At 34.2% G+C, this 17,223-nt stretch carries 13 protein-coding genes; 2 read left to right on the top strand and 11 right to left on the bottom strand.

Translation table 11 applies throughout. The annotated features are described in order from the left end of the window. The first annotated feature begins 15 nt into the window (after window positions 1-15). On the top strand, window positions 16-867 hold the full coding sequence (locus ACZ2G0_RS07310) for an alpha/beta fold hydrolase (RefSeq protein ID WP_470309676.1): 852 nt from the start codon (window positions 16-18) through the stop codon (window positions 865-867). A gap of 202 nt (window positions 868-1,069) precedes the next feature. Beyond that, window positions 1,070-1,891 (top strand): 23S rRNA pseudouridine(2604) synthase RluF, encoded by an 822-nt coding sequence (gene rluF, locus ACZ2G0_RS07305; protein WP_470309675.1) that lies wholly within the window; start codon window positions 1,070-1,072, stop codon window positions 1,889-1,891. Between the two features lie 60 nt (window positions 1,892-1,951). On the opposite strand, the gene xrtN is transcribed toward rluF, so the two are convergent. The 11 genes from xrtN to argS form a co-directional block, all read right to left on the bottom strand. Further along, window positions 1,952-3,103 (bottom strand): exosortase N, encoded by a 1,152-nt coding sequence (gene xrtN, locus ACZ2G0_RS07300; protein ID WP_470309830.1) that lies wholly within the window; start codon window positions 3,101-3,103, stop codon window positions 1,952-1,954. Between the two features lie 83 nt (window positions 3,104-3,186). After that, entirely contained in the window at window positions 3,187-5,685 is a 2,499-nt protein-coding gene (locus tag ACZ2G0_RS07295; protein WP_470309674.1) for an XrtN system VIT domain-containing protein, read from the bottom strand. Between the two features lie 57 nt (window positions 5,686-5,742). Then, window positions 5,743-6,036, bottom strand: a complete 294-nt coding sequence (locus tag ACZ2G0_RS07290; RefSeq protein WP_300285740.1) for a winged helix-turn-helix domain-containing protein — start codon at window positions 6,034-6,036, stop codon at window positions 5,743-5,745. Window position 6,037: 1 nt separating this feature from the next. Further along, window positions 6,038-6,652, bottom strand: coding sequence for a hypothetical protein (locus ACZ2G0_RS07285; RefSeq protein WP_470309673.1), 615 nt, complete (start codon window positions 6,650-6,652; stop codon window positions 6,038-6,040). A 138-nt stretch (window positions 6,653-6,790) separates the two neighbouring features. After that, on the bottom strand, window positions 6,791-7,717 hold the full coding sequence (locus ACZ2G0_RS07280; protein WP_470309672.1) for a magnesium transporter CorA family protein: 927 nt from the start codon (window positions 7,715-7,717) through the stop codon (window positions 6,791-6,793). Window positions 7,718-8,129: 412 nt separating this feature from the next. Beyond that, on the bottom strand, window positions 8,130-9,014 hold the full coding sequence (locus ACZ2G0_RS07275) for a bifunctional 5,10-methylenetetrahydrofolate dehydrogenase/5,10-methenyltetrahydrofolate cyclohydrolase (RefSeq protein ID WP_470309671.1): 885 nt from the start codon (window positions 9,012-9,014) through the stop codon (window positions 8,130-8,132). Between the two features lie 147 nt (window positions 9,015-9,161). After that, on the bottom strand, window positions 9,162-10,514 hold the full coding sequence (gene ffh / locus ACZ2G0_RS07270; RefSeq protein ID WP_470309670.1) for a signal recognition particle protein: 1,353 nt from the start codon (window positions 10,512-10,514) through the stop codon (window positions 9,162-9,164). A 124-nt stretch (window positions 10,515-10,638) separates the two neighbouring features. Continuing rightward, the gene (locus ACZ2G0_RS07265; RefSeq protein ID WP_470309829.1) at window positions 10,639-12,303 is read right to left on the bottom strand and encodes an MBOAT family O-acyltransferase; all 1,665 of its coding nucleotides are present in this window, start codon (window positions 12,301-12,303) and stop codon (window positions 10,639-10,641) included. 39 nt (window positions 12,304-12,342) lie between these two features. Next, window positions 12,343-13,752 carry a GDSL-type esterase/lipase family protein gene (locus ACZ2G0_RS07260; protein WP_470309669.1) on the bottom strand — a complete coding sequence of 470 codons (1,410 nt, stop codon included), beginning with the start codon at window positions 13,750-13,752 and terminating at the stop codon, window positions 12,343-12,345. After that, a complete protein-coding gene (locus ACZ2G0_RS07255; protein ID WP_470309668.1) occupies window positions 13,742-15,256 on the bottom strand; it encodes an SGNH/GDSL hydrolase family protein in 1,515 nt (504 codons plus the stop codon). Before ACZ2G0_RS07255 ends, ACZ2G0_RS07260 begins: the two co-directional genes overlap by 11 nt. A 35-nt stretch (window positions 15,257-15,291) precedes the next feature. Next, window positions 15,292-17,070 carry an arginine--tRNA ligase gene (argS, locus tag ACZ2G0_RS07250; RefSeq protein WP_470309667.1) on the bottom strand — a complete coding sequence of 593 codons (1,779 nt, stop codon included), beginning with the start codon at window positions 17,068-17,070 and terminating at the stop codon, window positions 15,292-15,294. Window positions 17,071-17,223 lie beyond the last annotated feature (153 nt).

The raw sequence follows: 17,223 nt of genomic DNA, 5'->3' as shown, positions 1-17,223 counted from the left end.
CGGGACTTTTTTATTATGAAAAAAATCATTTATTTCCTTTTCACCAAAACAGTAGGTCTTTATGTTAACGTCCTAAGTTTTGTTGCTCCAGCTAAAGCAACGAAACTTGCTTATTCGCTATTTAGCGAACCACGAGACGGAAAATTAAATTCAGATAGTCTTCCTCTAGTATTATTAGAAACCGAAAAAGAAACGCATACCCACAACGACTTTCAGTTTCAAACCTACACTTGGAAAGGTAATCATACCGTTATCCTTTTAGTGCATGGTTGGGAAAGCAATGCCTCAAGATGGACAAAAATACTACCCTTTTTACAAAAATCAGGCAGCACCATAATTGCTGTCGATGCACCCGCACACGGCCTATCATCCGGAAAAGAATTTAATATTCCACAATATGCTGCCTACATTGACGTCCTAGCTAAAAAATTCAAACCTTCCTATCTCATTGGTCATTCGCTTGGAGGGAAAACCTGTTTGTACTACCAATCACACTATCAAAATGAGCACATCAGCAAAATGGTAATTCTAGGCGCACCGAGCGATTTTAAAATCATTTTAAACAACTACATCAATATGCTGAGCCTGAATTCAATTATATCCAAAGGGCTCGAAGCGCATTACCTAACTCATTTTAAATTAAAATTAGAGCAGTTCTCCGGAAAACATTTTGCATCCACTATAAAAACTCCCGGCTTAATCGCTCATGATTCTGACGATGCCATAGTTGCCTTTGCCGAAGGAAAAAAAATAGCCGATAGTTGGAAAAATGCCGTATTTATCAAAACCAACGGACTGGGGCACAGCATGCACAGCGACCGCTTGTACGAACAAGTATACCAATTTTTGTTTCAAACAATCCAATAATTTTATTTTGGGCGTGACCCTGCCTCATTAAAAAAAATGAGCCAAGGTCGGGCTATACGCTATATTCCCGCTAACAAAACCTACGGCTACCGCCTTGTTTTGTAGACCGGGCGATGCCGCTACTATCCCTTACGCACATCAAATCCAATACTTTTCCAGCATCAATTCCAAATCTCAAACTCAAAATGATTACTTTTGCAACATGGAAGAAAATTTAAAACGGCTGAACAAATTCATAGGCGAAACTGGTTACTGCTCCCGTCGCGAAGCAGATAAAATAATTGAGCAAGGACGCGTCACTATAAACGGTGTAGTTCCTGAGCTTGGTACTAAAGTTTCTCCACATGATGAAGTACGTATAGATGGCAAACTAATTCATGATCGAAAAGAAAAGCCTGTTTATTTAGCCTTTAATAAACCTGTAGGTATTGAATGCACCACTAATCTAGATGTACGTTACAATATTGTCGACTATATCAATTACCCAACACGTATTTTTCCAATTGGTCGTTTAGATAAGGCCAGTGAAGGATTAATTTTCATGACAAATGATGGTGACATTGTCAATAAAATATTGCGTGCCCGCAACAATCACGAGAAGGAATATACTGTAACGGTAAACAAACTTATCACCGAACGCTTTATTGACAAAATGAGTAACGGTATACCAATACTTGATACTGTTACCAGAAAATGTAAGGTTGAAAAAATTAGTGCAACTACCTTTAAAATCATTTTAACACAAGGACTAAACCGCCAAATTCGTAGAATGTGCGAATACCTTGGGTATGAAGTAACAGCCTTGAAACGCATCCGAATCATAAACATCTCACTAGATGTTCCAGTTGGTCGTTACCGCGATTTAACTGATGCCGAAATCAAAGAGCTGAACGAACTGATAGAACCATCGAGTAAAACAGAAGAAGCTAGTTTACCAAAGCCGGAAAGATCAGAAGCTCCCAAGAAAAGAACGGAGTTCATAAAAAGAGACGATCCTAGGTTTAAGAGAAAAGGAGAGTATTAAAGGAAGCAGAGGCTTTACCAAAAACATTTTTAAAAAAACCTCTATTTTAGCTCCTATAATTTAATCAATTGTAGTAGTTTCATTTATCAATCGAATAGGTTCGTTGTAGAACAACTTCACACACATCACTTCTAGAAATGACGTGTATTTTTTTTCTCCGCATTCATACCACCAATAGGATTTATATCTAATATTATTTTTTTCCATTATATTAAACCACACCTTTTCATTCTCCACGAGAACCTCAGTGGACTCTGTAATTTTATAGCCATTTCCAGTCCAGCAAATTAATGGTTTATGGGAAGGTATTTTAATATAAATGAGTTTGTCAGGTGACTCAATTTTAAAGACATCCTCATTTATCCAAATACCATTTTTAATAGTATACTTTGGACTGATGTTTTCTAAAATATTATTATTTATAGGCTTTTTCACCTCAAGACTGGTTACTAATAAAACACCGAAAGTCCAGCAAACTGCAACTCCATTGAATTTGAAATTAAAAGAATCTACTGCCTCAAATCTAGGTTTGAAATAGCGAATAATGAACATCATAGGAATCACTTGGTATATTCCAAAACATAATAATCCAACAAAATGGTGTAATGAATTTTCCTGCGTACAGTCTAAAATAATTAAAGTGACAATTCTAAAATAATTAGAAAGGACATTCAATACAATAACAATTAAACAAAAAGCAACAATCGTCGTAGTTCCAAAATATTTTTGTTGCTTTTTTTCCTCCACCGTCAACAACACAGCTCCAATTAACAAGCCCGTTTTAAACATTGATAATCCCATGCAAGCTGTATCAATTGTAACTTTAGCATCGTTTATATAAAAATTGACTCCTTCTATCCTGTCTATTCCCATAAAGTTTCTTAAAGTCAAAAAAACTACATAGCACAGACCTTGTTTAATTTCCGAAGTTGAATGTTCGAAAAATTTATTGAAAATTGTAGAAAACAACAAAAGACAAATAAAAGCTACATAGGAAAACTTGCCTGTACAACTATAAAAAATTAAACACAAAAAAAGAATTATCGATAAGAAATGTAATGATTTCGTATGCAACCTATAGCTTACAAATTCTAGAATAAAAATTAATACAATGAGCAAGTAATTAATTTTAAAATTTGTTGTTCTACTACCATATACAAATAACAAAGCAGAAAAAACGATTCCTAAAAAATCATTATCAATACCTAACATCAAGATATGATAATTCATTGCTAAGAGACAACAAATTAGCAGCATCCCAATTCCTATTTTATATTTTACAAGCAGCGTCTTCATTAATTAATCATCTTTTGCTTTCGAGAATAAATGAAAACTGTTGTTAATCCAATGATAATTAATAGCCATTCATGCGGTTCCGGAACTGCCCCATCATTATTTATTGAAGCGTTTCCAAGTGTATTAACATTTTTTTCAATCCCGTTATTCTTATAATCCTCGTCTGTTTCAAGAACAATTAGAGATGAAATAGGTGTAACAATGTTAGCTTCTCTAGCTAGATTAATAAATTTATTTTCTTTAACCGAATCGTTTTGAATGGCTACTTGTTCTTGTATAACTTTACCAAAAGCATACATTCTAAAAATATGATTAGAACCATTGTTCCTCATTTCTGCAGTTATATCCGTTTCCTGAATGGCAATACTAGCAGGCTCAATATTAATAGTGTTTTTTAGAGCTTTAAATTCCAAAAATTGATCTTGTTCAATTAAATTCAAGCAATTATTCAAATCAATTTTCAAATAAGAAACTATTTTTTGCTCTTTAACTGTCTGCCAAAATGGATTCAAATTTTCGGAAATATTAATTACTTTTATATTCTTCTGCTTTGTACCCTTTCTCAACTTTTTAAGATAGTCAGACGACTCTAATTCCTCAAAATTAGCTGAAATACTGCTACACTTAGTTATTACCAAACTACTATCTTTCAACTCATAAAGAGGTAATAACGAATAAGTCAAGGCTTTAAATTGATCCCAAACTGTTTTATAATTTTTTCTATTTATAGGTTCCTTATGATTGTTTTTCCAAACAAAATAGTTTTTATTAGAATGACTTACTATATCTTGAATTTCATCTTCTGTCCAACTTTCATTCAAATCCAAAATAATTTCACTTGGCTTAAAATGTATCTTACTCTTCTGGATTTCGTTGATTTTATAACCTTTATTTTTCCAAATGAAAGAGGTTGAAAAAGCATCGCTAGTCATTGGTATTTTTGCCTCCCAGCTATCTAAGCCTGTAGATTCATTTACGTAAAAATCATTTTCTAATTTAAAGACTTTAGTAGATTCAAATTTTTCGCTATTAGCCATTTGAATTCTTGAAATAGTTTCTGCATTATTTATATTAGGACCTTTAATATCTAAACTTAAATACTTCATATTGTTTTTGTCAACTTTTAAAGGAGTTGTGAAACCACATTTAAAAGTTCTTGGTAGGTCATATCGTATGGGAAAAATACGAACTACAATTTTATTTCCTTCTCGCCATTGCATCAATGAAGGATCGCGCGCTTCGACTCCTACAATTTGATCGTAAGCTTTTTTTGCTTTTTCCTTAGTTGTCAAAATTCCTTTTCGTTCTATTCCATTTACCCAAAGTGATAAGGAAGTCGCTACAGCACCTTCTGGAAGTTGAAAAGAATAGATTGCTTCTTTGTCTCCCCAACTTTTTTCTGCACAAGCAATATCAAGTGTTATTTCAGTGTAGGCCAGACGTTCTTTTGCGTAGATTATAACATCTTCCTTTATGTTTTTGGTAAACAAATCTTTACCGTCCCACAACTGCTCTTCAGTCTCTAATCGTTTATCAAAATTAGATTTAAGAATATTAATTCTGTCATCCGAAGTTAAATCTAATGATGTCGTAAATAAATAGGCCAAATTTATGATGGGATTATGCGTTTTTCTCCCGTTGTATTGCTTACTATTTCCAAAAGAATTAAAACTTCTAAACTGAAAAAAATTATCAGAAGAAATGTAAACAATATCTTTTTTGAGTAGTATTTCGTTTAAAAAATTAGGTTTTATTTTTTGTGAAATAGTGATATAGGTAGGTAAATCGGGATTTTGATTATCGAAAGAATTAGTAATACCACTTTTTGAAACCTCCTTACTTTCAAAATGTAACAACAGTGTAAAGATTACAAAACCTGCAAAAACCAACAAAATTCCTATTCCAAAAGCGAATGCGTTTTTTCTATTTTTATCAAAATTCTGAATTAAAATAACTGTATGACTTACAAGAACAATCATGGGAACTAGTCCATAAAAACCAAGACCTAAAGCCAATATTCCTAGCACAGAAATTGGAGCAAATGGAATGAGATAAATTGCATAATATAAAATGAGTAAATACGAACATCCATTTAGTAAGTACAAGATTCTAGTAAAATATTTATGTTTAAAATTGTTATAAATAGCAAAATTAGAGATACAAAACAAGAATGTAACCACATAAACCCAAATGGGTAAATTTTCAAATATATTGATAAAAACATTAGTTGAGAAGCAACCTACAAACCAGTTTAGAAATAGAAAAGGAATAAGATGTTTGTATTTTTCTTTATTTTTTAACACACAAAAACAAATAATTACGCCAAAAAGTAATTCAATTACAACATTAAAAAAACATATGCTCTCGAATTTTTGATTATCAAATTTACTTCCAATTAGTGAACTTACAAGAACGACAATACTCAAAAAAGTAATTACCATACTCGCTCTCACACCAACTTTGTTAACAAAAAGACTAATTTCAGTTTTTATATTCATTATTTCTACCTATTTAAAAGTACTTTGTTTTTCAAAGTAAATGGTTAAAAAAAAGGTTTATTTAGATTTTATTAATTTTTCAAGAAAATTGAGATGTTCCGTAAATGCAATGCGTCCCGCATTTGTAATTCGGTACGATGTTTTAGGTTTTTTTCCAACAAATTCTTTCTTAACCTCCAGGTAATTAAGCTTTTCCAAACCTGAGGTATGACTAGCCAAATTGCCATCTGTCACCTCAAGCAAGGCTTTCATCTCAGTAAAGTCAATCCAATCATTGACAATTAAAACTGACATAATTCCAAGCCTCACCCTGCTTTCAAAGTCTTTATTTAGCTTACCTATAATACTCATACTATTTGTACTTTTTATACATGATTAAACCATATAATACATGTAAAAAACCAAAACCTACGATCCAAAATAAAAGACCTTTTCCTAAATAAAAGAGAGAGACCACTCCTAAGATAAGTTCTAAATATCCTAAATATTTAATATCAGATAAAGTATACTTCTCTGCATTTACAAGTGCTAAACCATAAAACAAAAGAGTCGCAGGAGCGATGTAAACAAAAAGTTGATGTAAATAAAGTGAACCACAAAAAAAAGCACCTACACTTAGTGGAATTAGTAAATTAATAAGTACATTTTTAGTAGCAGAAGTCCAAATAGGTAAGTTATTCTTTTTACTTTTTCGAATTGTAAAAAATGCACCAAAAGCTAAAGCAAAGAGCAAAACCATAAGCGCTACAATAAAAAATTCAAAAATAATGTCACTATTGTAAACGCGATCCGCTGTAGTGGAATAATCGACACCTAGCATCTTTAGCCTAAAATAAATATAACCACCACCCAATAGCGCTGCAAATCCAGCAAAAACCCCCGACAATCCACTAAGTGAAATAAACCTCGAAGAACGCTCCATCATCGAGCGTATGTGACTTAAATCTTCTTGATGTTTTTGATTCATAATAAAAGTACTTTGAGTTACAAAGTTAGTGTAAAATTCTATAGTAAAACAAAACGGCAAAAGTTTTTTTAGCTTTATTTCGAATTAGACCAAAATTTACGTTGGAAAGTCAGAGCATCCTTAGCTAACAAGTCTTTTCTAAAACCATCTTTTCTTTTTAAATAAAAAGACACCAAATACTGAAAACAATATAGAAACCGCAATAATTATGAGTAATCCCATTGGATTGTTTTGCAAACTATTAGGTACATTCATACCATAAAAACTAGCGATAACTGTAGGAATCATCAAGATGATGGAAATTGAAGTCATTTGCTTCATGATGGTATTCATATTATTAGAAATCACCGAAGCATATGCATCCATAGTTCCCGTTAATATATCGCTGTAAATATTAGTCGTTTCCTGCGCCTGACGCAGCTCTATCTCAACATCTTCAAGTAAATCAGCATCGTAATTCATTCGTTCTGACTTAATATTCTTGATTCGGTGCAACAAAATATCATTTCCTTTTAATGATGTCATAAAAAACACTAAGCATTTCTCAATTTGCAATAGCGCTTGTAATTCTTCGTTTTTAATTGATTTCTCTAAATTATCTTCAGCTAGCTTAATCTTTTGATTTACTTGCTTTAAATACTTCAAAAACCAAACACTTGAGGATAATAATAGTCGTAATACAAGGTCAAAATTGTCTTTTATATCGATATTCTTTTTATTTGCATAGGTTACAAAGTCAGTTAGCATTTCTGTTTTATGAAAACTAATTGTTGCACACACATTCCCCTTAAAAACTACTCCTACAGGAATGGTATGAAAGGGTAATTTGACATCATTGCTTTTGACAGGAATGCGCATAATGATTAAAGTCCATCCGTTTTCGACTTCGATACGGGGTCTTTCATCGATATCTTCAATATCATTGTAAAAGGCTTCAGGAATTTGAAGTTCCTCTAGAATATAAAGTTTTTCAGCTGCTGTTGGACACTCGATATTGATCCAGCAATTAGGAAGCCACTGCGTGGTAGCGACTAATCCGTTATTGTTTTTATAAAATGCTCTCATTTCAAAATTCTATAGTATTTACATAGCTCCTTGAAATAGTACAAGAGCTACTTTTAATTCAACATTTCCGAATAATAATCGTCCATTACATTAAGTATTTATAAGGTGGTACAAAAGTATTCTTTATTTTTAGTTTGCCTCAAAAGTTAAATTATTTTATGCTTTTATTAATATTTAAAACCAAAACAAGGTGCAATTAAAACTATAGATTTAGTTCCGCATACCTAAAGTTGACAAGCTTGAATTAGTAATTAGCAACAGAAGTTCGTACAATAAAAAAAAGTTGTACCTGCAATACATTATTGTGTTCTACTATTTAAAAGTTAGAACGAGCCTGAGCCAACGAACAACCCTTAACAGCGTATTCAATATTCAAAAAAAAACCTACTCGAAGGAGTAGGTTTAGTCTATTTTAAAGTTTAGTTCTTTTCATTTCTCGAGCCAGTAACGTATTTTTCATTAGCATGGCTATGGTCATTGGCCCAACACCTCCCGGTACGGGTGTGATAAAACTCGCTTTTTTGCTTACATTATCAAAATCTACATCTCCAGTAATTATATAACCTTTCTCGACAGAATCGTCGGCAACACGCGTGATACCTACATCGATTACCACTGCACCGTCCTTCACCATCTCTGCTTTTAAGTAATTAGGAACTCCTAATGCTGTAATAATAATATCGGCTTGAGTAGTGATTTGTGCAATGTTCTTAGTATAACTATGGGTTAAAGTCACCGTTGAGTTCCCAGGGAAGCCTTTTCGCCCCATCAAAATACTCATAGGACGCCCTACAATATGACTACGGCCAATTACCACTGTGTTTTTTCCTTGTGTTTCTACTCCATAACGTTCTAGTAACTCTAAAATCCCAAACGGAGTAGCTGGAATAAAGGTGCTCATGTCCAAAGCCATTTTTCCAAAATTCTCTGGATGAAACCCATCAACATCTTTACTAGGACATACCGCCATTAAGACCTTTTGTTCATCGATTTGAACCGGCAAAGGTAGTTGAACGATAAAACCATCAATATTATCATCCTCGTTCAATTCCTTAATTTTCTTAAGCAATTCTGTTTCCGAGGTAGTACTCGGCATTTTTACTAAGGTAGATTCAAAACCTACTCTTTGGCAGGCTTTTACTTTACTTCCTACATAGGTTAAACTTGCACCATCGTTACCAACGATTACTGCTGCAAGGTGAGGTACTTTTTCCCCATTTTTAATCATTTTGTCTACTTCAATAGCAATTTCGCTCTTGATGTCTTCTGCTGTTTTTTTTCCGTCTAGTAGTTGCATGTTAATTTAGTTTAAAGTTTTAAAGTCATTTTAAAAGCCCTTCCTCACAAGCACTAAAACCATTTAAAACCATATCGTTGTTGTTCCAATTTGTACTAAAAATTTAAGGTTTAAAATTTCGTGAAGAAATCTTAAACCTTAAAAATATTATTTCGGCATTCCGCCTGGCATTCCTTTCATACCGCCCATCATTTTCATTAGGTTTTTACCCCCGGGACCTTGCATCATTTTCATCATCTTGCTCATCTGGTCAAACTGTTTCATCAGTTGGTTGACTTGCTCTATTTTCGTTCCGGAACCTTTTGCGATTCTGTTTTTTCTTTTTACATCAATAATAGATGGTTTGCTTCTTTCAATTGGAGTCATTGAATGAATGATTGCCTCAATATGTTTGAAGGCATCATCTTCAATTTCTACATCTTTCATTGCTTTTGAAGCACCTGGTATCATTCCGACCAAGTCTTTCATGTTACCCATTTTTTTCACTTGTTGAATTTGTGAAAGGAAATCATCAAAACCAAATTCGTTTTTCGCAATTTTCTTTTGAATCTTTCTAGCTTCCTCTTCATCAAATTGCTCTTGCGCTCTTTCTACCAACGACACAACATCTCCCATTCCAAGGATACGCTCAGCCATACGTACAGGATAGAATACATCAATTGCATCCATTTTTTCTCCAGTACCTACAAACTTAATTGGCTTATTAACAACTGATTTGATAGATAATGCAGCTCCACCACGAGTATCACCGTCTAATTTCGTTAGAATTACCCCGTCAAAATTTAAGATATCATTAAAAGCTTTTGCAGTATTTACAGCATCCTGCCCTGTCATGGCATCCACAACGAATAAAGTTTCCTGTGGTTTAATAGCATTATGAACACGAGCAATCTCGTCCATCATTTCTTGATCTACAGCTAAACGCCCTGCTGTATCGACAATAACTACATTAAACCCATTTGCTTTAGCGTGTTTAATTGCATTTTGAGCAATTTCAACAGGATTTTTATTTTCTGGCTCCGAATACACTTCTACACCAATGGAATCTCCTACTACATACAACTGCTGAATCGCAGCCGGACGGTAAATATCACAGGCAACCAATAACGGTTTCTTTCCTTTTTTAGTTTGAAGATAATTTGCCAATTTTCCTGAGAAAGTAGTTTTTCCCGATCCTTGCAAACCAGACATCAAAATTACAGATGGAGTTCCTTGCAAGTTAATACCCGCAACATCACCACCCATTAATTCAGTCAGTTCATCCTTAACCAATTTCACTAATAACTGACCCGGTTGTAACGTTGTTAATACGTCTTGACCAATTGCTTTTTCTTTTACTCGAGCAGTAAAATCCTTGGCAATTTTAAAATTCACATCGGCATCCAATAAGGCACGACGTACTTCTTTTAAAGTTTCGGCTACGTTTACTTCTGTTATTTTTCCGTGCCCTTTTAATATGTGAAAGGCTTTGTCTAGTTTATCGCTTAAATTATCAAACATGTAATTGTTGTTTTAGGAATTGCAAATATAATACAAAGGATTAGAGACACAAGATTTTGATCTTTAAAACTTTGTTATTTCATCTGAAAATAAAGGAGATTTTCTCTCTTTAAATGAGACTGGTTTAAAACTGAAAATAAATAAAAGGTTGCGGTCCACTTGTAGAGGTGGCATAAACCACCCAAAATGTCATTGCAAGCGTAAATGCTTTAAAAACGATGGGCATTTTATCGAAAATCATTTTGTTGAAATCAACGACCTTCGTTGGTAGAAAATGCCAAGCAAATCCAAACAACATTACGATAAATACATTTTCGTACCCTTGAATAATCACCATCCATTGAGCAGGATCGAACGTAACTTGTTGAATTGAATTTAAAACATCTAAAGCCAAGTCAAAACTACCTGCGCGAAAGAAAATCCAACAAAAAGCTACAAAATTAAAGGTAAGCAAAACTGAGATTACATGAATAAATCGGGTACTAAACGTCCATTTTGCTTCTTTTTGGGTCGGGAAATATTCGGCAAAAACTTTATTGACAGCCAGTGCTAATCCATGCAATGCTCCCCATACAATAAAACGAACACTAGCGCCATGCCAAAAACCGCCTAGCAACATCGTCGTCATCATATTGACATTTGTGTACATTGTTTTCTCGGTATCTTTAGAAAACAAAATAGTCAGCATAAAAACAATCAAAGCCGAAACACCAATAACAAAAACTATTGGGCTAGTGCCAAAAATAAGCAAACCATAGCCAATCAAACCAGTGAAAAACAAAGCAGGAAACAAAAATCCTGCAACGGAACCAGATCTATTTCCACCGATAGTGATATAAAGATAATCCCTTAACCAAGTAGATAGAGAGATGTGCCACCTTCTCCAAAACTCCGTAATCGATGCAGACTTATAAGGTGTAATGAAATTGGTTGATAATTTAAAGCCCATCAACAATGCAATACCTATCGCCATGTCCGAGTACCCTGAAAAGTCACAATAAATTTGCAAGGTATATCCATAGGCTGCCATCAGATTTTCGAAGGCAGTATAGCTCTTAGGTGCATCAAAAACACGGTCGACAAAATTTAATGAAATATAATCCGATACCACTGTTTTCTTTATCAAACCACCAATAATCATAAACAAAGCATTATTCACGTCCGTACGGGACAAAACAGTCTTTTTATATATTTGAGGAATAAACTCCGAAGCTCTAACAATAGGTCCTGCTACCAGCTGCGGGAAGAAGGAAACGAAAAACATATAATCAAAAAAGTTCTTCGTAGGCTCTAACTCTTTTCTATAAATATCGATAATATAACTCATCGATTGAAAGGTGTAAAACGAAATCCCAACGGGCAGTATAATATTTTGAAGGGCAAAATCACCATCAAAAAGACCATTATAACTCACAATCATGAAGTTAGAATACTTGAAGTATCCTAAAAAGCCTAAGTTAAAAATAACACTTAGAATGATAAAAAATCTGCGAAAGCGCTCATCCGTTTCTTGGTACAAAAATTTAGCTAACGTAAAGTCAATGACTCCCGAGAACAGTAACAAGAAAAAATAAATCCCGCTAGACTTGTAATAGAAAAAGAGGGAAAAAGCAAAAACATATATATTGCGATACAGTCTTGTACTCGCTTTGGTAGTCAAGATATATATTGGATAAAAAACTAAAAAGAGGCCTAAAAAGAAAGGCGTATTGAATAGTATTGGTTCTTTAGGGTTGTATACAAACCAATTCCCTACCTCAGCAATTGTGACCTGCCCATAGGTATCCATAAACCATTTTTGTAATGCTATAAAAAACTCCACGTACTGTTACTTATTATAATTATGAAATGTTTGAATGATCTCGTCAGCAACTAATTTGCCTTGCATTTGGTATCCTTTGACAGTATAATGCACTCTATCTGCTGCGATTATTCCTTTTCTAAAGTTTTGTTCCACACCTTGCATCCCTCCTAATAATGTGTAAAAATCATAAAAAGCATAATGGTTTTTAACTGCTGCTTTTTGCATCTCAGTACAATAGCCATCAACTATTGAATTTAACTTATGATTCGCTAAAAATGAAGGAGGAGGAGTTAAAACTAAGATGGGTACATTGGGATTGGTTTTTCTGATATTTTGAATAAACAGCTCTAATTGAAGCATGAATTCGGCATTGGTCAACTTACCATACGATTCATTAGTTCCAAAAGAAGCCACAACCAAATCGGGTGTTAAACCCTTGAGCTGCTCAAAAAACAAAGGGTATTTATTATAATCAGAATACTTAGCTCCATTCACACCAAGATTGTGATAGATAATTCCAGGTTTATCATTCTCTAAAACAACACCGCTCAAAACATACTGCTCTTGCTCTTTATTAGGCAGTAAATAGATTGTTTTTAAAGCCTCATCAGTATGATAAAAATAAAAGTTTGTAGTGCTCGACAAATCCATCGCTTTATATGAAGTTTCGGATTTGGCTACTTCAGTAATTTCGTTAGTTGGAATTTTTAACGTTTTCCCAAAGGTAATTCGGTCCGTTTTTAATCCATTTGCCTTTTTAACTTGAGTAATACTCAAGCCGTATTTCGAAGCAATTTCAGAGATAGTTTCCCCTTTTTTAATTTTATGAACCACAATCTTAGGTGCAGCTGATTTAACTACAACTTGTTGTTTTGAAGTAGCTAGCTCAAATAAATTTCGGTTCTCAGGGGTAATTATTTTTATGGTGTTAAAGGTATTATCTGCTTCTTTAGCATTCAATTGCAGCACTAATTTTTTCGATTTTGTGCTTAACAATATACCGCTTAACCCAATTTCATCTCCTTTTTCAGGGTAGATATTGCGGTAACTTTTCCAAACTACATTCGATGAAAATCTAAAATCCGTAGCGCCGTTGGTCTTTACTAAGTTATGCGGAAACACAAACCCTCGGCCTGCATTACCAAAGTAAGCTTGTAAACTCTCTCTGATCTCATTGGTCATGACATCCCCTTGAATATGCGAGTCTCCTATGTGAACAATATTAATTTGTCCCGTGTTATCGTCTTTTACCTTTTTTAGTTTTGCTAAAAAGGAAGCTATTTCAATACTGTTTTCAATGTTGCCTGCATTTGAAAAAGCAGGAACATCTGAAGTCTCGATTAAATCCATAGTAGTAGTGGTGTCATTCGTTTGAGAACATCCTTTAAAGGACATCAGTCCAAGAAACAGGAATAAATATAGTTTATTGCCCATTTGCAGTTTGTTGGTTGCTACTTAAACTATCTGATTGGCTTTTCTCAGGCGTTGCATTAGGCGTTGTAGGCATGGCTTGCTTGCGCAAAAGTTTGTACTTTTCATATCCACGATCCAATTCTTGAAATAACATTCCGCCTATTTTTTTTGACCCTCTAAAGTTAAAATGGGTATAATCTTTATTAGCTAATGGAGGATCTTGTTCAACCCATTTGGTCATGGAGCCGTTGCCTCCCATTAATTTATACAAATCAACATAAGCTGATTTAGTTTTCATAGCGTAGCTTTTTTGTGCACGAGTAAGCGGCACCACAGCTGAGTCTGTTTTCATAGCTGTCTCGTACTTGGTCGCTTTATCAGCTGTTGAGATCACTAAAATTGCTGCTCCCGGAAAACATTTGTGCAAACGCTCGACAGTTTTAGTCATACTTTTATCGTACCAGCTAAAATCTAAAGTACCATATTTTAAAACATTGGTCCCATAATGCAGTACGATAAGATCGTAGCCTAACTTTTGCTGAAAAGCATTCATTAATGGGATATCAAATTTTGAAATTGGTATTCCTGAATTTCCTCTTTGCGAAAAATTATCGACGTGAACTCCTTTGCCGTTATCAAAATTAAGTCCGTAAATAGGAATCGATTTTGCTTTTTTAAATCCAATTCTTAGTGCTTGCACATTATTTGGCGCTAGCTGTAGGGTATTCAAGATTTTATTTGGAGTTAACCTTTTGGCAATTGTATCGCTCTTTATTTGATACGAAATCAAACCGTTTTGATTAGCAGCACTTCCGTAAAACAGCGTAGGATTATTTAATTGTGCCGTATTCTTACTCTTACCTGCTTGGTATTTAACCCACGTACTTTTAGTGCTGTCATTAGCAAAAAAAACGTGGCCATTAACTGCAAAAGGACGAATAGGATTTTTTACATTTAGGTAGGATTGCATTTTCCAATTATCAGAAAACTGATGCACTACTGAACTACGAGCAGAGGCTGACTCCGAAGTAATAGGAACAAAACCGACGCCTTGCCCTCCAAATTTATCTTGAAAATTAGCTCGGAAATCTTGAACGATAAAATCACCATCCGTCATTGAATCACCATAATAGGCAATCCTAACTTTTCCTTTTTTATTGGTCTCGAGTTGGAATAATTTTTCATAAAATGCCGACAGGTATTGCAAACCACTATAATGATCATACCCATCTTCCATAAAAATAAAACCAGGGCCGGCTGCCGCAACATCTGGCTCCTCTTGGTTTGAAATTTCAGCTGAGTCGTTAGCCTCTGTTGGTAAAATATCTATAGCTCCATCGACTACTAATTCCTTATCAGCATTAATCGCGTCGATCAGCATACTATCAATTAATACATTTTTAGTACCTGCTTCCTGATCCGAAAAAAGTTTTTTAGGTAAGACTTCTTTGATGCCTATAAAAAAAAAGGTGGCTAAAAACAGAATCAAAAATGATTGAAAAAAATACGTTTTTGTTGTACTCACTTTAAAACATTAAACAGTTAAAATAGCTGCAAAAATTACATGCGTTGTGGAACATTAATTCCAAGTAAACCAAAAGAAGCAGCAATAACATCGGCTACTTTTTTAGACAACTGTACTCTAAATATTTTTTTACTACTCTCTTCTTCCCCTAAAATAGGAACTGCTTGATAGAATGAATTGTACTCACGAACTAAATCGTACGTAAAATTAGCAAGTAAAGCAGGGCTATGATTGTGAGCGGCATTCTGAATTACTTCTGGAAATAACTCAATTTGCTTTAATAATTCCTTTTCTTTTTCGTGCAGAGTTACCATTCCTGAATTTGCAGAGAAATCAAAGTTAGCTTTACGAATAATAGACTGAATTCTAGCGTAGGTGTACTGAATAAACGGACCTGTGTTTCCAGCAAAATCAACCGATTCTTCTGGATTGAACAAGATTCGTTTTTTAGGATCCACTTTTAAGATATAATATTTTAAAGCACCGAGACCAATCGTATTGTATAATTCAGTTCGTTCCTCGTCAGAGTAACTATCTAATTTTCCTAAATCTTCGGATATCTTCTGCGCTGTGGTTGTCATTTCGTTCATCAAATCATCAGCATCGACCACGGTTCCCTCGCGGCTTTTCATTTTTCCCGAAGGTAAATCCACCATTCCGTATGATAAATGATACAAGCTTGAAGCCCAGTCAAACCCTAATTTTTTCAAGATTAGAAAAAGTACTTTAAAGTGGTAGTCTTGCTCATTCCCTACCGTGTAGACCATTCCTCCTACATCAGACATGTCTTTCACACGCTGAATAGCAGTCCCGATATCTTGCGTCATGTAAACGGCGGTCCCGTCTGAACGCAAAACAATTTTACGGTCTAAACCTTCATCCGTTAAATCAATCCATACTGAACCGTCAGGATCTTTTTCGAAAATCCCTTTTTCAAGTCCAATATTTACAACATCTTTTCCTAGTAAGTAGGTGTTACTTTCGTAGTAATATTTATCAAAATCGACTCCTAAGTTTTTATAAGTAATAGCAAAACCATCATAAACCCATTGGTTCATTTTAGCCCAAAGCGCTTTTACCTCAGCATCTCCCGCTTCCCATTTCTGAAGCATTTCTTGTGCTTCAAGGATAATTGGCGCTTGTTTTTTAGCTTCCTCTTCTGTTTTACCTTCACTCATTAACTGAGTAATTTCTGATTTATAGGCTTTATCAAAGGCCACATAGTAGTTTCCTACTAACTTGTCTCCTTTTTGACCCGTTGATTCTGGTGTTTCGCCATTTCCAAACTTTTGCCAAGCCAACATTGACTTACAAATATGGATTCCACGGTCATTTATAATTTGCGTTTTGTATACTTTTTTACCCGAAGCTTTAATTATTTCAGCTACGGAATACCCTAATAGGTTATTACGAACGTGACCTAAATGCAAAGGTTTATTGGTGTTTGGGGACGAATATTCGACCATAATCGCTTTATCATCCGGATTAGGAGTCACAAAACCATACTTGGCGTCATCCTTAATACCATCAAAAAAGTTTAGATAATAGGTGTCAGATATCACAATGTTTAAAAACCCTGACACGACATTAAAGCGACTCACTTCGTCAAGATTTTCGACCAAGTAGTTTCCTATTTTATTTCCTAATTCAACAGGATTACTTTTAATTACTTTCAATAAAGGAAAAATGACCATAGTAATATCTCCTTCAAATTCTTTCCGAGTAGTTTGAAATTCAACTTTGTCAATAGCTACGTCAAATAAAGCTTGAATTGCTTTTTCAATAGAAGGTGTAAGAATTTCTGGTAATGTCATGAATATAATTTTAGAAGTGCAAAGATAATTCTAATTAACTAATATGCCCGCAAAAAACTGTTTTATGGTTTCAAAAACATAAAAAAACTATCTTTTTGCCCTTCGAAGTGCAAGGAGAAAGACCAAAGGCATCATTTACAGCTACTGACACAA

The organism is Flavobacterium sp. KKT103 (assembly GCF_055640565.1).
Note: the sequence above shows the minus strand (reverse complement) of the source record. Positions and strands in the feature narration are given on the sequence as shown.

What these genes read in the sequence shown, in the direction of transcription:
- ACZ2G0_RS07310 (WP_470309676.1), top strand. Translation starts at nt 16, where the DNA reads ATGAAAAAAATCATTTATTTCCTTTTCACCAAAACAGTAGGTCTTTAT.
- rluF (WP_470309675.1), top strand. Translation starts at nt 1,070, where the DNA reads ATGGAAGAAAATTTAAAACGGCTGAACAAATTCATAGGCGAAACTGGT.
- xrtN (WP_470309830.1), bottom strand. Translation starts at nt 3,103, where the DNA reads ATGTTAGGTATTGATAATGATTTTTTAGGAATCGTTTTTTCTGCTTTG.
- ACZ2G0_RS07295 (WP_470309674.1), bottom strand. Translation starts at nt 5,685, where the DNA reads ATGAATATAAAAACTGAAATTAGTCTTTTTGTTAACAAAGTTGGTGTG.
- ACZ2G0_RS07290 (WP_300285740.1), bottom strand. Translation starts at nt 6,036, where the DNA reads ATGAGTATTATAGGTAAGCTAAATAAAGACTTTGAAAGCAGGGTGAGG.
- ACZ2G0_RS07285 (WP_470309673.1), bottom strand. Translation starts at nt 6,652, where the DNA reads ATGAATCAAAAACATCAAGAAGATTTAAGTCACATACGCTCGATGATG.
- ACZ2G0_RS07280 (WP_470309672.1), bottom strand. Translation starts at nt 7,717, where the DNA reads ATGAGAGCATTTTATAAAAACAATAACGGATTAGTCGCTACCACGCAG.
- ACZ2G0_RS07275 (WP_470309671.1), bottom strand. Translation starts at nt 9,014, where the DNA reads ATGCAACTACTAGACGGAAAAAAAACAGCAGAAGACATCAAGAGCGAA.
- ffh (WP_470309670.1), bottom strand. Translation starts at nt 10,514, where the DNA reads ATGTTTGATAATTTAAGCGATAAACTAGACAAAGCCTTTCACATATTA.
- ACZ2G0_RS07265 (WP_470309829.1), bottom strand. Translation starts at nt 12,303, where the DNA reads ATGGATACCTATGGGCAGGTCACAATTGCTGAGGTAGGGAATTGGTTT.
- ACZ2G0_RS07260 (WP_470309669.1), bottom strand. Translation starts at nt 13,752, where the DNA reads ATGGGCAATAAACTATATTTATTCCTGTTTCTTGGACTGATGTCCTTT.
- argS (WP_470309667.1), bottom strand. Translation starts at nt 17,070, where the DNA reads ATGACATTACCAGAAATTCTTACACCTTCTATTGAAAAAGCAATTCAA.